Annotated in this window: 13 protein-coding genes; all 13 read right to left on the reverse strand. The window is 60.3% G+C overall.

Features of this window, described 5'->3' with window-relative positions; translation table 11 throughout:
• Window positions 1–18: 18 nt before the first annotated feature.
• Window positions 19–1,329, reverse strand: coding sequence for a glycosyltransferase (locus ENJ54_03935; GenBank protein HFC08996.1), 1,311 nt, complete (start codon window positions 1,327–1,329; stop codon window positions 19–21).
• On the reverse strand, window positions 1,247–2,257 hold the full coding sequence (locus ENJ54_03940) for a hypothetical protein (protein ID HFC08997.1): 1,011 nt from the start codon (window positions 2,255–2,257) through the stop codon (window positions 1,247–1,249). Before ENJ54_03940 ends, ENJ54_03935 begins: the two co-directional genes overlap by 83 nt.
• Window positions 2,220–3,266 carry a Gfo/Idh/MocA family oxidoreductase gene (locus tag ENJ54_03945; GenBank protein ID HFC08998.1) on the reverse strand — a complete coding sequence of 349 codons (1,047 nt, stop codon included), beginning with the start codon at window positions 3,264–3,266 and terminating at the stop codon, window positions 2,220–2,222. Before ENJ54_03945 ends, ENJ54_03940 begins: the two co-directional genes overlap by 38 nt.
• Complete coding sequence (locus ENJ54_03950; GenBank protein ID HFC08999.1) at window positions 3,218–4,276, reverse strand: glycosyltransferase family 2 protein; 1,059 nt, start codon at window positions 4,274–4,276, stop codon at window positions 3,218–3,220. Before ENJ54_03950 ends, ENJ54_03945 begins: the two co-directional genes overlap by 49 nt.
• On the reverse strand, window positions 4,218–5,534 hold the full coding sequence (locus ENJ54_03955) for a nucleotide sugar dehydrogenase (GenBank protein HFC09000.1): 1,317 nt from the start codon (window positions 5,532–5,534) through the stop codon (window positions 4,218–4,220). Before ENJ54_03955 ends, ENJ54_03950 begins: the two co-directional genes overlap by 59 nt.
• Window positions 5,535–5,546: 12 nt before the next feature.
• On the reverse strand, window positions 5,547–6,452 hold the full coding sequence (locus ENJ54_03960) for a glycosyltransferase family 2 protein (GenBank protein HFC09001.1): 906 nt from the start codon (window positions 6,450–6,452) through the stop codon (window positions 5,547–5,549).
• Window positions 6,449–8,044: a hypothetical protein gene (locus ENJ54_03965; protein HFC09002.1), complete on the reverse strand. Its 1,596-nt coding sequence runs from the start codon at window positions 8,042–8,044 to the stop codon at window positions 6,449–6,451. The genes ENJ54_03960 and ENJ54_03965 overlap by 4 nt, the downstream gene beginning before the upstream one ends.
• A 40-nt stretch (window positions 8,045–8,084) precedes the next feature.
• Window positions 8,085–9,197: a glycosyltransferase gene (locus ENJ54_03970; protein HFC09003.1), complete on the reverse strand. Its 1,113-nt coding sequence runs from the start codon at window positions 9,195–9,197 to the stop codon at window positions 8,085–8,087.
• A gap of 169 nt (window positions 9,198–9,366) precedes the next feature.
• Window positions 9,367–9,753 (reverse strand): four helix bundle protein, encoded by a 387-nt coding sequence (locus tag ENJ54_03975; protein HFC09004.1) that lies wholly within the window; start codon window positions 9,751–9,753, stop codon window positions 9,367–9,369.
• 66 nt (window positions 9,754–9,819) lie between these two features.
• Window positions 9,820–10,893: an N-acetylneuraminate synthase gene (locus ENJ54_03980; protein HFC09005.1), complete on the reverse strand. Its 1,074-nt coding sequence runs from the start codon at window positions 10,891–10,893 to the stop codon at window positions 9,820–9,822.
• 40 nt (window positions 10,894–10,933) lie between these two features.
• A complete protein-coding gene (locus tag ENJ54_03985; protein ID HFC09006.1) occupies window positions 10,934–11,761 on the reverse strand; it encodes an NAD+ synthase in 828 nt (275 codons plus the stop codon).
• Between the two features lie 12 nt (window positions 11,762–11,773).
• Window positions 11,774–12,244, reverse strand: coding sequence for an RDD family protein (locus ENJ54_03990; GenBank protein HFC09007.1), 471 nt, complete (start codon window positions 12,242–12,244; stop codon window positions 11,774–11,776).
• 15 nt (window positions 12,245–12,259) lie between these two features.
• On the reverse strand, window positions 12,260–13,126 hold the full coding sequence (locus tag ENJ54_03995; protein ID HFC09008.1) for a carbon-nitrogen hydrolase: 867 nt from the start codon (window positions 13,124–13,126) through the stop codon (window positions 12,260–12,262).
• Between the last annotated feature and the right edge of the window lie 97 nt (window positions 13,127–13,223).

Consider the following 13,223-nt stretch of genomic DNA (forward strand, 5'->3'; position numbering starts at 1 on the left):
GTGAGCTCTTTATCAGGTTCACAGGCCATACAAACGCCGCAGGGCGTTAGTGTGGCCTGTGGGAGAATGTTCTGTTTGGATGTACGCCAGCGCTGCCTGCCCTTTACGGGCAATTTCGTCAGGGGTGGTTAGAATTTTTTCCAAGACGCTTGCCAACCCATTGCGGATTGCCTGGCTCATTGCTTCCCGCCCTTCAGCGGTGTGGTACGTGCCGACGCCCAGGGCATCGCGAGGCACTGGAATGCTCCACCCGCGGTCGGGGGCATTAATATCGGCCAGGGCTTGCACATTCGTGGTGACAACGGGGCAGCCTGCAGCCATAAATTCCAGTACCGAGTAGCCGTATGAATCGGCGTAGGTTGGTAGCAGCCCCACGTGTGAGCGTTTCATCCACGCAATCACCTCGTCATGGGGCAATTGGGGAAAATGCTTGATCCAGTCTTGGTGTGCTGCTAACAGTTTTTGGGCGTGGTGTAATTCTTGAAGCCCGGCGTGGGTGGCAAAGTCGTCAATTCGCAAGGCACTGACAATGATGAGTTCAAAAGGTTGAGGGCTTGCTTCGCGAAGAGCGATGAAACTTTCCAGCATTTCAACGCCCCCTTTGCGGAAGAAGTCGTGCCCCACAAACATGAAGCGCAATAAGTTTTCAGGCAGGGGCTTGTCTTCGTAACGCTCGACCGTCAGAGGTTGAGGAGGCTGCAGAACCTCCATTTTGCGCTCAATTTGCCCTGCTACTTCGCTCGGCATCCACCGTAAGACCTGGCGCTGCACGCGTTGAGCGTAAGGGGAAAGTGCTACCACCCCTCGGCAGGCAGGGGCGGCCAGGGCTTGGGCGGCTTTCTCAAAACGGCGGCGTTGGGGCAAGGAAAAGTTCGGCGTCTCGGTGCCTAAGTTGGTCAAGACGGAGCGGAACCGTGGCACCAAGGTTTCAAACGTAGTAACCCACGGAATTTTCCCGTAACTGACACCATTGAAGAGGTGCACCAGGTCAACGACGTTGGGATCGCGTTCCTGGAATTGGTTATTGAGATCGAAATGTAGCGCCCATTGGCGGTGGGTTAATCGGTGTCCCCACCAATTGAGGCGCCGGAGCCAGGGAACTGCCCTACCGAATTTGTCTTCCACGGGAAGGTACTCAACCTCAGGAACCCGCCCGATAATGTTGTATTGGTAAGAATAGTAGCTCCACCGATGCTTGGGAATCCCGACGCGGAGAGATTTTGCCCGCGTTTCGGAAGGTTTCTCCTTAGGGCTCATGGCGGGCTCTCCTGCGACGCCACGGGGAGAGCAGCCGTGCCCGCAGCTGCCTCCATTGTTGCCGAAGGACATGGTAGCGATAAAGTGTGCTGGATTCCCAATAGCGATCGGGGATGATGAAGGCCCAATGGATGGAAATCTCGATAAAGGCTTCCATCAACTCACCATTTTCAAGGTAGTCTTTCATGGGCGCTTCCTGCAGCCACGGCGTTTCCTGCAAAAAGCGTTCCCTCCACGCGAGCGAGGTGCGGTCTGCTTGCTTGGCGAGCGAGGGAGGCGGCGGCTCCGCTGTGACCCCAAGATAGCGATACACCGATGCCAGGGTTTCGGAGAACTTTTTAGAAAGGTCTTCGTACCATACTTCTAAGTGGGGAATCTGGTAGCGCCGCAAAAACGAGAGCCATGCATTGTCAATGGCTAAAAGTTTCCATAGGCTATACTCGATCAGCCGGCGGTCATACTGGGGAGGATGGGCAATGCGAATTTCGCCGCTTTTGGGGCGTAGCCATTCGCCGGTTTGTAAGGCTTTGGAGTATGAAATGGCTTGGGCAAGTTTGTCCCGGCGCTTGATGTGAATGTAGAGCAAATTGGGGAAGAACACTTCTAAGGTTTCGTGCGGCTCCAGAGAAGGTGCGCCGATACCATCCAGGAAGTTGCGAGCAATTTTCAAGAATCGCTGGAATTGCCCCCAATTCAATTTCATGCCCAAGATACCGTTGCGGGTTTGGTACTCCAAGACTTGGACTAAATACTCGTAAGGATCGTCAAAGTTGATATCCCATCCATACTGGTCGCGAAGGGCGCGCTCTTTGTGAAAGGCTTCGATGGGATTGCCGAACTCGACATCGCCTAACGATTTGCATAGCAAAGTGCTCCCGCTGCGGGGGGCCATTAAAACCACATAACTCTTGTTGGGCGTGGGGAAATCTTCAAATCGTTGCTTGATGAGGGCGCGAGTTTGTTCAACTTTTTCTGAACGGATAAGCATTGTTTTCACCATCTATTCTCAAAATGAGGTTCAATGTTGCCAGGCCGTCTTCCAGGGTAACTTCTGGAAGGCTCTGGCCCCTTATTATATCTAAAAAATGCTTCATTTCATCCAAAAACATGGTATTGCGTTCCCAACCTGGGGGCAGGGAAGCCACTTCCCAGGCTTGTGTGGCGCTTTGCCACAATTGTGCCTCCCCTGTGGCGTAAGCCCAGCGGATGGTGCCTTCGGTGCCTAACACTTCCAGCCAATGGGAAGGGGGGCGCTGGTGGTAGTTCAAATGTACGCTCCCCCAGGCTCCGTTTGCGAAGCGCAGGGCGATTTCGGCGGTATCTTCCACGCCTTGAAGTTTCAGGTTGCTCAGGTGGCCTGTGGCTGCCCAGGTGACCTCGGTTTCGCCCAAAAGATAGCGGAGGTAATCCAGGGGGTGGCAAAGGGTCCGCACCACGCCCCCGCCCAGGTCGGCGCGGGCGGCATAACTCTGGCGGTAGTCTTCCCACGGGTGCCAGTCGGGCAGATATTCACCCCAGTGGGCGCGGACGAATAAGGGGCGCCCAATGGCTTCTTGCTGCAACCATTTTCGCACCTGTCGGAGCGTTGGGTGAAAGCGAAACTGGAAGCCCACCAGCACGCGCACGCCGTGTTCCCGCACGGCGCGTTGCAGTGCCTCGGTGCCTTCCAGCGAAGGGGCAATGGGTTTTTCCAGCAGCAGATGGCAGCCTGCCTGCGCCGCGGGCACCGCGACTTCCATGTGCTGAGCCGTGGGGTTGGCGACGATGACCGCATCGGGGCGGTAATGTGCGAGGGCATGCTGCAGGTCGGTTTCCGTAGGGAAGCCGGCCAATTCATCGTCGGGCAGCGTGCTGCGGTGCGTGCGGTAGAGCACGATGTCCTGTTGGCCTAAAGCGAGCAGGTTGCGCAAATGGCGGCGACCAATGGAGCCTAAACCAGCGATGAGGAAACGCATCACAACTATTCCAGTGGGTGCAGAATGTAGAAGAGGCGGTTGTAAAGCGCCCATAACAGTCGCCCCATGCCCGGCACACGAAGCAGCCAGTGGCGCGATGAGGCCTGGAAGCGTTTCGCAGGCGCTATGCCAAGGGCGCGGATGTCTTCAGCGATGTCGGGGGAAATGACGTTGCCGATATGGCGGACATAGCGTTCTACCGTAGCGAGGCGCAGGTAGCCCAGGCGATCGATAGCGGTATCCAGTTCGCGCATTTGCCCCATTAACTGCCCGCTCCAGGTTTTAGGCAGCACCTCTAACATGAGCGCTTTGGGGGCGAGGAACTGGAAATGACTTGCTCCTCCAATGGCCTCTGTGTCGCCCATGCGGAAAACCCAGTCAAGGTGGTCGGCTGTGGCTGTGAGGTGTTCTTGAGGGTCGCGTCCGGTGCTTCGCGCCCAATCGGCTTCCCATTCGTCGGGAATGCGGCGTTCTCGGCGCACTTTAAGCCCGGGCGGAGGGTGGGCGGCTATGGTTTCCAGAGCGTGAGAGGCATACGTGCTGGCGTCACGTACGGGAACGCCGCTTACCATCCCTGCTTTGGGGAAAGTGTCCAGCAAGCGGAGTTGGGCTTCCAGCCAGCCGTCGTAAAAGAGAATGTCGTCGTCGCTGTAAGCGATGAATTCGCCAGGAGCCGCGGGAAAAGCCACTTGGAAAGCCCCAATTTTGCCGAGATTGCGGCGCGAGAGCAACAAATAGTCAATGCTGCCATTGCGGTGCATTTCCAGCAGGTAATCTTGCACGGGTTGGCAACTGGCGTTATCGAAAACGAGGAGGTCGAAAGGCTCGCTGGTGCGTTGTAGGCTGGTGAGTGTGGCTTTGAGGATATCCAGCCGCTGGCGGAAGTAACCATCTAACGAAGGAATGTAGGTAATAACGATGGCGGTAACGCGGGCAGGGCGGTAGGAGGATGTTTTGCCGCGAGCAGGGTTGATGCCGATGCGTGCCACTGAATTTCTCCGGGGCTTACAAGAGGAAGATGTTGTCGAACTCGGCGCGGAAGGGGGCGGTGACGTTGCGCGTATCCAGGACTTGTGGGGCGTGTTGTGCTACGAAGCGGTAGTCTATGCCCTTGTGGGGAGTAATGATGACCGCGAGATCCACGGCTTGTAAAGTCTCGGCCGTCAAAGGCACGTTTTCCACCGTTTGCCCGTTTGCCACGAGGTGGGGCACAAAGGGATCATGGTAAACGACGTCAACGCCGCTTTCTTGCAAAAGGCGGATGATCTCTAAGGCAGGGGATTCTCGCAGGTCGCCCACGTTGGGTTTGTATGCCACGCCGAGGATGAGGATGCGAGAGCGGGAAGGGGCTTTTCCGACGGCGTTCAAGCGCCGCCAGATTTTAGCGTGAACAAAGGGCGGCATTTGGCGGTTGATCTCGCCCGCGGTGCGGATGAAACGCGTGGGGAAGTTGTATTCGCGGGCTTTCCATTCCAAGTAGTGGGGGTCAATGGGCACGCAATGTCCTCCAACCCCGGGGCCGGGGTAAAAGGGCATGATGCCGAAAGGCTTTGTAAAGGCCGCGTCTAACACTTCCCAAAAGTTGATGCCCATGCGATCGGCCAGGAGGAGAAATTCGTTGACTAACCCTATGTTGACGGCGCGAAAAGTGTTTTCAAAAATTTTCGTCATTTCGGCCACCCGCGCCGATTGGACGGGTACCACGGTTTCGACGACCTGGCTGTAAAAAGCCGTGGCCACCTCGGTGGAGTGGGGGCCGACACCCCCCACCACTTTCGGCGTATTGTGGGTATGCCACTTTGGGTTGCCAGGGTCCACGCGTTCCGGCGAGTGAGCAAGGAAAAAGTCTCGCTCAACGACAAGCCCACTTTGTTCCAGAATAGGCAGCATGACTTCGTCGGTCGTACCAGGGTAGGTGGTGGATTCCAGGCTAATGAGTTGGCCTAGCCGCAAGTGGGCGGCTATGCCCTCGGTGGCGCGGCGAATGTAGGTGAGGTCGGGCGTAAGGCGGGTGTCTAAGGGGGTGGGCACAGCGATGACGATAACGTCCAGTTCGCCGATGCGTTCATAATTGTCGGTTGCATCCAACAAACCTGTGGAAAGCGCCGAGCGCAGGTCTGCGGCGGGGATGTCTTCGATATAACTTTCGCCTTCCAGCACGGCTTTGACTCGTTGGGGGTTGAGGTCAATTCCTTGGGTAGCAAAGCCTGCCTTGACGGTTTCCAGGGCAAAAGGTAAACCGACGTAACCTAACCCAATCACGCCAACTTTGGCTTTTCGGCGAGCGATTTTTTCGGCAAGGAGGTGCTTCGGCGTTTCCATGGTGGTTTGTCCTTATGTAGCGCGAAAATGGGTCTGGAGCCGGCGACTTAGCCTGAGGAGAGCAAGGCCGCCTCGCGAAGTGGGGTAGCCTCGGCGTTGCAGGCCTAACTCAATGCTGCGCAAGAGGGCGATGTGGGGCCGGTGCAAGCGCCGCACTTTACCGTCGCTCAGGGTGTAATTGGCTTCTAAAATGCTAAACATGTGGCTGCGCCCACCAGCAAGCCGGATGTTTTCCTGCGATTCTTCCAACCGGTAATGAGGCTGGCCGCCGGGGAGATGGGCGTAATCGTGTCGTTGATGGATGACGGTGGTGGCCTGTGTCGCGTCGATGACTTTCCACCCTTGTTTGCGGGCGTGGTAAATCATCCAGTTATCCCAGCCCGCGCGGCCCACGGCAAAGGGCGGCATATCGGCGTAGGCCGCTTTGGGGAAGACAAAGTAATCGATGCCGAAAGATGAGTGCAGCCTGCCGTTTGCTCGTGCAAAAGTGCGCAGCCGTTGGGCCCACCCTTCGGTGGTTTCAAGGGGTGTGGTGATGTCTACATCCCAGCGGCGGCCTACCATCAGGAAGTCATCCGGCGTCTGTGCGAGGATGGCTTCTACCGCTTCCAGAAAATCGGGTAGCAGGATGATGTCGGCATTGACGTAGCACAGGTAAGGTGCTGAAGCGGCGTCCCGCGCGAGGGCGAAAATGGATGAAACCAACGGCGTGCCTTGCTCGTTGCGAGCCACTTCGGGCAAATGGCGCACGCCCATTTCGGCGGCTACTTCGGCCAGGCCATTTTCTGCGCCAAGGAGAAGCACTTCGACCTTTTCGCCCAGCGCCAGCCATGAACGGATGGCGTTGCGTTGAATCAGGGCGATGTGCTCGCGATCGAAGGGCTTGGGAGCGGAAAAAAGGGTCAGCAAAGGCTTCATGGTTTCACCGTAGGGCGGCAATACAACGCCCCGATAGCATCGGTAGCGCAAGGGGTGCCACCATTGTGTTTCAAGAGCGCCTTCCACCATAAGCGGCTGCGGTCGGCGCCCGGTTGCCACAGCAGCACCACAGCGCCGCCGTGCGCCCGCCATTGTATCAGACGCGGGTTTTTCGTGGAAGCCTCCTCCCATAACATATAGTAGGGCAGTTCGTTCAGCGCAAAGGCTGGTCGTGCCAGCCAGATAAGCACCCCCGGCCAGTTGTTGGAGTACAGCGGGGTGTCTGCTGGCAGGGCGGCCACATCGTGCAACACGCCTGCGGTCATGCTTTCCTGCCACGGCCTTGCGGTATAGCCTTCCCCAAAATAGCGCATGGTGAGGAGGGCCTGATGAGCCGCAGAGGCGGGAGATTTCATCCAGCCCAGCAGCACAAGGATGGCAACAGCCGCAGCAATTTGTTGCAGCCGTGCCCGCTCAGGCCACTTTGCCTGCAACCACGCCGCCAGCGCGGCCAGGCCGCTCACCAGCCACATGGTGAATGCGGGGGTGTACATGCGGAAATCCAGCGCAGGGGGCGGCGCGATGAAGACGAACATGAAAGCCAGAAAGGGAAACCACGCGAAGGCATCCAGCGCGGCCAGCAAACTCAGCGTGGCTAGAGGGGAAGCCGACGCTTTGCGCCAGCGCGCGACTGCCACACCCCAGCCCGCGGCCACGGCGATTACGGCAACCCAGAAGGCGACAATAGCCGCCAGCGGCGGATGGAGCCAGTAGGGGAAAATTGCAGCCAGAAAGGTGTTGCCGGTAAGGTGCAGGAACTGGCCGAAAGCGGGCAGCCATTGGTGGGGGGCTGTCCATCCTCCCGGCGACTGCCCTGCCACGCGGCCGTAGACCATCCACGCGCCGAAAGGCAGTAGAAAGATTGCCCCGCTGATAATCGCCCGCCGCAGCCGTGCGCGCCAGGGCCGTGAAGGCCAAAAGAGCAGCGGCACGAGCACCAGCACAATGCCCGCGTGCAGGCCGGCATAGCGCACGCTCACGCTGAGGGCGGCGATCATGACCGCGGCCCACCACCAGGGACTGCTATCTCGCTGCACGCTGCGCCACATGCTATAAAGCCATGCTGCCAGCATGACCAGAAACGGCGGTTCCGACATCAGGCTGGTAAACGCTCGCGCCACCGGCAGGCTGGTTGCCAACATCACCATGCCCAACAGTGCCAGGAGCAGGCGGTCGCTGGCTTCGTAAAGCCACCAGCCGACGATGAACAAGAACAGCGCCAGGGAAAGCACATCCAGCAGGCGCCCGGCGGCAATCCAGTCGTTGTGGGTGAGGCGCATCGCCTCCGCGATCAGGGTTGGATAGCCCGGTGGATAGTGCGTGAGCAAGATGACACTGCCGTCGCTTTGGAGGGAAAGCACGCCTTGCCCGGCAAGAATGTGCCGGGCGGCGTCGACGTAGGCCGCGGAGTCGGTATAGGCCCACGGCCCCCAGGGAGCCAGGGCGTAAGCGTATACCGCGGCGGCAAGGACGGCGGCGGCAAAGATGAGGAACATCGGCAAGCGTTTGTCGGAGAAAATGAATCGTTGCATGGAAGGAGTCGGGGAGTCAGATAGTCGGATAGTCGGGGAGTCAGATAGTCGGGGCGAGGCGGCGGTAAAGGGCCAGCAGGCGCTGGAAGTTCTGCGGCCAGTCGGCGCGGGCTTCGGCGCGGGCTCGGGCTGCCCTTCCGTGGGCTTGCAACGCGGCGGGCGGGGTGTGGGCGGCTTCCAGCAGGGCTTCGGCGAGGGCGTTGACGCTGCCATCGGAGAACAGCCAGCCTTCCTGCCCGTGGATAACCCATTCGCGGTTGGAAGGAATGTCGGAAACCAGCACCGGCAGGCCGCTGGCGAGGGCTTCCATCAGGGAAACCGATGAGCCGTCGCTGTGGGATGCGCTGAGGTAGAGGTCGGCAGCGCGGTAATAGCGCGGCAGGTCGCGCTGGGAAACCTGCCCAAAGAAGTGCACGCGGTCGAGCAGGCGGGCTTCCTGAAAAATGCGGTGCAGCAGCGGTGCCAGAGACCCGCCGCCGAGGAGCATCAGCCGCAGGCGGGGTTCCTGCCGCGCGGCCTGCACGAAAGCCCGCGCCATCACATCCACGCCGTAAACCGGCTCCCACGAGCGGTTGTGGAGCACCACGAAGGCGTCTTCCCAGCCTAAGCGGGCGCGCAGGCCGTCGTCGGGGCCGGGCGAAAAATGTTGTAAATCCACGCCCCAGGGGAAGACCGTGACGCGCTCGCGGGGGAAGCCGAAATCGGCGGCGCGGCGGGCGACGGTTTCGCAATCGGCCACTAAGGCGTCGCTGCGGCGGAGCACGAAGCGGGTCAGGCGGCGGTAAAAGCCGCTACGGTCGGCGTCGCGCAGCAGGTCGGAACCCCACGACATGCTCACGAGGGGGTGAAAGCCCAGCAGCGCGGGGAAGGCAGCCACGGTCTGAATTGGCCCGGCGTGGATGAGGTCAGGTTTGACCTGGCGCACCACCCGCCGGAAATCGGCAAACAGCGCCAGGAAATCGCGCCAGCGAAAGGGCTTTTGCCCGCCCTGCCAGCGGATTTGCCGCACCGGGGGCGGGAGGGGACGGTCTTCGGTCTGCCGCCTGCCGCGTTGCAAGCGCAGGTAAGCCACCTCGTGCCCGCTTTCGGCGAGGGCGGTCAGAAAGCGGTGGTCGTGGGGGGTGTAGTCGAGGGAGAAGTAGAAGAGGCGCATGGGAGGGTTAGGGATGGCCTGAGGGGATGCTCGGATGCCCTGTGAAGGGATGCCCGGTGGGGGGATGCCTTGATGCCCCGTGAAGGGATGCTCAGTGAGAGGGTGCCCGGATGCCCAATAAAAAAGTGCCCGGATGCCCGGTGGGGGGATGCCCGGATGCCCGGTGGGCCTAACGGCGGTGGCTTTTTGCCGAGCGGCGGCGGACGGAAGCCAGCAGCCCGCCGCTTAAGGCTTTGGTCTCTTCCGCAAGGCGGTAGAGCAATTCGAAATTTTCTCGGGAGAGATACCCCGCGTCCAGCGCCACATAAAGCAACGATTGTACCTCCGCGGCAGAAGCGCGGGCATAGGCCAAAAAGCGGGAAAAATCGCCGTCCGTGCCGCTGTCAAATCCTTCGGCAATATTGCTCATAGCCGAAACGGCAGCCCGTTGGATCTGGTCGCGCAGGCCAAAGTCGCGGGCAAAGGGTTCCTGTCGTGTGGCGGCGTATACGCTGCTGACCAACTTGCGGGCGCTTTGCCATGCCCGCAAATCTTCAAACCGCTTCACCAGCGCCATCGCTCACCTCTCCACCGGGCATCAAGGCACCAGGCATCAGGACACAGGGCATCGGGGCACACAGCCTCAGGGCATCCCCACATCCACCCACCGCACCGCATCTCCCTTCGGAATGTCGCGCAGGGCTTTGGTGCCCACCACCGCGTCCATTTCCCACGACTGAATTGCGCCGATGACGTTCGGGCGGAGCACATCCAGCATGTCGCGGGTGATGGTTTCCCCGGCTTTGATGTCGCGGGCGGCGCGCGCGCAGCGGCGCTGGACGAGGTAGGTTTCCTTTTCGTTGCCCGCCACGAATTTGTCGCCGGAGCCGAGGGCGCGTTCCAGTTTGCGGGTTTCTTCCACCATCAGCGCCCATTCGTCGGGGTTGGTGGCAAACTTGTGGTCGGGGCCTTCGCGGTCGTTGTCGTCGGTGAAGTGGCGTTCCACCACGCGAGCGCCCAACGCCACCGCACCCAAAATCACCGCCAGCCCGCGGGTGTGGTCGGAAATGCCCAGCACGGCATTGGGCCACATCTGGCGGTAGGTTTTCAGCACGTTGAGGTGAATGTGGTCGAAGTTTTCTTCGCTGGCAGTGTAGTTGGTATTGCACTGCATCAGCACGATCTGGTCGTTGACTTCCTGCACCATGCGCATTGCCCGGGCCACGTCGCTGATATCCGAAGCGCCGGTAGCCATCATGATGGGCTTGCCCTTCTTCGCCATGTAAACCAGCAGTTCCGGCCACGACATCAGCCCCGAACCCGCTTTGTAAACCGGCACGTAGGGTTCGATGTGGTCCACCGAGTCGAAATCGTAGGGCGAGGAGAAGAAGTCAATGCCGACCTTGTCGCATTCCTCTTTGAGGTAGGGCGTCCAGTCGCGGGGCAGGGAAGCCTCTTCGTAGACCTGATAAACCGACTTCTTCCAGGAAGCCTGGTGGGAGAGCTGCTTCCCGAAGGCGCGGAAGCCGTAATCGGAGACGATTTTGGGGGCGAGGAAGTGCTGGAATTTGGCCGCGTCCGCGCCGGCTTCCTTGGCGAGGCGGATGAGCAGTTTAGCGCGTTCTAAGGAGCCATCGTGGTTGGCGGCGATGTCGGCAATGAAATAGGTGGGATGGCCGTCGCCAATCAGGCGGTTGCCAATGCGGATTTCGGGCATGGGAACACCTCCGGGGTTTTCGTGGGGTTCTTGCAGGGCGTTATGTGCCCCAGTCGCGCAGGTAGAGGAAGTCGTAACCGATGGTGCGGTTGGAAAGTTTGGCAATCGGGGGCATCAGGCGCTTGAAGTGGTTGCGGCGCATCCGCCGGACGACGGCTTGCACAAAGGCTTCATCGAAGCCCTCTTCGATGCATTCCTGGGGGGTGTAGCGCCGGTCCACCAGCAGGTAGAGCAGCCGGTCGGCTTCCCGATACGAAAAGCCGAGTTCCTGCTCGTCGGTTTGGCCTGCCCACAGGTCGGCCGTAGGGGCTTTTTTGATGATGACTTCCGGCACACCGACGGCTTCGGAAAGTTGCCACACCTGCGTTTTGTAAAGGTCGCCGATGGGGTTGATGGCATAGGCCGAATCGCCGTAAAGGGTGGAATAGCCCAGCAGGATTTCGGTTTTGTTGCTGGTGCCCACGACCAGGCCCCCAAAGGCCGCCGACTGGTCGTAGAGCACCATCATGCGGGCGCGGGCCATCATATTGCCGCGGCGGCGCTTATCCATTTCGGGGAAGCGGGCGAAATAAGGCTCCACCATCTCGGTGATGTCGACCGTGAGCGAGCGCACGCCCGTGGCGTCGATGACCATTTGGGCGTGTTCCAGCGATTCGCGGGATGAGGTGCGGTAAGGCATCCGCACCGCGAGAACGTTTTCGGGGCCAAGGGCTTCGGCGGCCAGGAAGCAGGAAAGCGCCGAATCCACGCCGCCGGAAAGCCCCACCACGGCGCGTTTCAGGCCAATGCGGCCGATTTCGCTGCGGATGAAGCCGGTGAGGATGCGGCGGGCTAAATCGGTGTTGATGGCGAGGTCAATGGGGGGCATGAAAGCACCTCGTTAGCGGTAGCGTTTGACGGCTTCCCGGAAGCGTTTTTGGGTGGCAGTGAGTTTACGGCGGCGGACAACCTGGGAGCCGACCAGTTGATCGTGGAGGGTGGTGTGCTGCCGTACCAGGTAGAAGAGCATGATCAGCCACCCGAACATCACGACGAAGAGGGTAAAGAGTTTTGCGAGTTCCCGCAGAATGGCGCTCCGCACCGTCAGGCGACGCGCTCGCGGGCCGATGACTTCCAGCCCGAACAGCCATTTGCCCGGGGTGGTTTGCCAGAGCGCCGTGGGCACGCCCAGCAACACCGCGGTCAGCAAAAAGAAAAGGGCAATGGCGGCCAGTCCCCACAATTCTGCGACGAGACCGCTTTTCAGAGAAAGCCGAGCGAGCAGCGCCGAAGGCCACGCGATGCCAAAGGCGGCTGCCGTCATTGCCCAGAAGAGATCGACTACTGCAGCGAAGAGCCGTCTTGCCACCATGTTCCCCTCCAATGACTAACGCAAGCGGTTGGGTTGGGCGAGGATGCGGTTGAGTTCCCGTTGCACCAGCGCGGTGCGCTCGTCGCGCAGCAGCGGCAGGCGGGCGCGCACGCGGTGCAGTTCCCGCAAATCCACTTCATGGAAAATGAGGGCTTCTTCGTCGTAGGGGGCTTGGGCCAATAATTCGCCTGCCGGGTCGAAGAGGGTGCTGCCGCCCCAGAAGTGCAGGCCGTCTTCGTAGCCGACGCGGTTGGCGTGGGCGACGAACACGGTGAACAGGCTGGCGTAAGCGCGGTTGATGTGCTCTACCCAGCGGGCCGATTCCAGTTGCGGGGCGGCGCTGAGGCCGCGGCCGGGGGAAGCCGAGGTGAAGAGCAGCATATCGGCGCCATCGAGCCAGAGCAGGTAAGGGGGCGACGCGTGCCAGAAGTCTTCGCAGATGAGCATGCCCATGCGGCCGAAGCGGGTATCAAAGGCGCGCACCTCGTCGCCCCAGGCGAAGAAGCGGCCTTCGTCGAACAGGCCGTAGGTGGGCAGGTACACCTTGCGGTGGACGTGGACGACTTCCCCCGCGGCGAGGTAAGCGTCGGCGATGTAGAAGCGGTGGCGGGGGCCTTCCTCGACAAAGCCGACCACAATATCCAGGCTGTGGCTGGCTTCCAGCAGTGGTGTGAACAGCGGGTCGTCGGCGGTGGGGCGGTGGGCGACTTCGGGGGCCAGGTCTTGCAGCACGTAGCCGGTGAGCGAGAGTTCGGGGAAGACGAGCAAATCGGCCCCTGCCCCTTTGGCTTCCTGAATGAGAGCCAGGTGTTTTTCCAGGTTGGCTTCGGGTGCGCCCAGGCGGGTGTTGATTTGGGCCAGTCCTAAGGTGAATTTGCGCATGAGCACCTCGCAGTCAAGGGTGGTTAAATCATACCACTGGTATTGCGCCTGGTTCACGCGATTTCCTCTGGCCTGCTCGTTGCTGGGAGACCGGTTC

The sequence above is a fragment of the Chloroflexota bacterium genome (assembly GCA_011322445.1).
Lineage (GTDB): Bacteria > Chloroflexota > Anaerolineae > Anaerolineales > DRMV01 > DRMV01.

What these genes read in the sequence shown, in the direction of transcription:
- ENJ54_03965 (HFC09002.1), bottom strand. Translation starts at nt 8,044, where the DNA reads ATGCAACGATTCATTTTCTCCGACAAACGCTTGCCGATGTTCCTCATC.
- ENJ54_03940 (HFC08997.1), bottom strand. Translation starts at nt 2,257, where the DNA reads ATGGTGAAAACAATGCTTATCCGTTCAGAAAAAGTTGAACAAACTCGC.
- ENJ54_03955 (HFC09000.1), bottom strand. Translation starts at nt 5,534, where the DNA reads ATGGAAACGCCGAAGCACCTCCTTGCCGAAAAAATCGCTCGCCGAAAA.
- ENJ54_03960 (HFC09001.1), bottom strand. Translation starts at nt 6,452, where the DNA reads ATGAAGCCTTTGCTGACCCTTTTTTCCGCTCCCAAGCCCTTCGATCGC.
- ENJ54_03945 (HFC08998.1), bottom strand. Translation starts at nt 3,266, where the DNA reads ATGGGCGCTTTACAACCGCCTCTTCTACATTCTGCACCCACTGGAATA.
- ENJ54_03985 (HFC09006.1), bottom strand. Translation starts at nt 11,761, where the DNA reads ATGCCCCCCATTGACCTCGCCATCAACACCGATTTAGCCCGCCGCATC.
- ENJ54_03935 (HFC08996.1), bottom strand. Translation starts at nt 1,329, where the DNA reads ATGTCCTTCGGCAACAATGGAGGCAGCTGCGGGCACGGCTGCTCTCCC.
- ENJ54_03970 (HFC09003.1), bottom strand. Translation starts at nt 9,197, where the DNA reads ATGCGCCTCTTCTACTTCTCCCTCGACTACACCCCCCACGACCACCGC.
- ENJ54_03995 (HFC09008.1), bottom strand. Translation starts at nt 13,126, where the DNA reads ATGCGCAAATTCACCTTAGGACTGGCCCAAATCAACACCCGCCTGGGC.
- ENJ54_03980 (HFC09005.1), bottom strand. Translation starts at nt 10,893, where the DNA reads ATGCCCGAAATCCGCATTGGCAACCGCCTGATTGGCGACGGCCATCCC.
- ENJ54_03975 (HFC09004.1), bottom strand. Translation starts at nt 9,753, where the DNA reads ATGGCGCTGGTGAAGCGGTTTGAAGATTTGCGGGCATGGCAAAGCGCC.
- ENJ54_03990 (HFC09007.1), bottom strand. Translation starts at nt 12,244, where the DNA reads ATGGTGGCAAGACGGCTCTTCGCTGCAGTAGTCGATCTCTTCTGGGCA.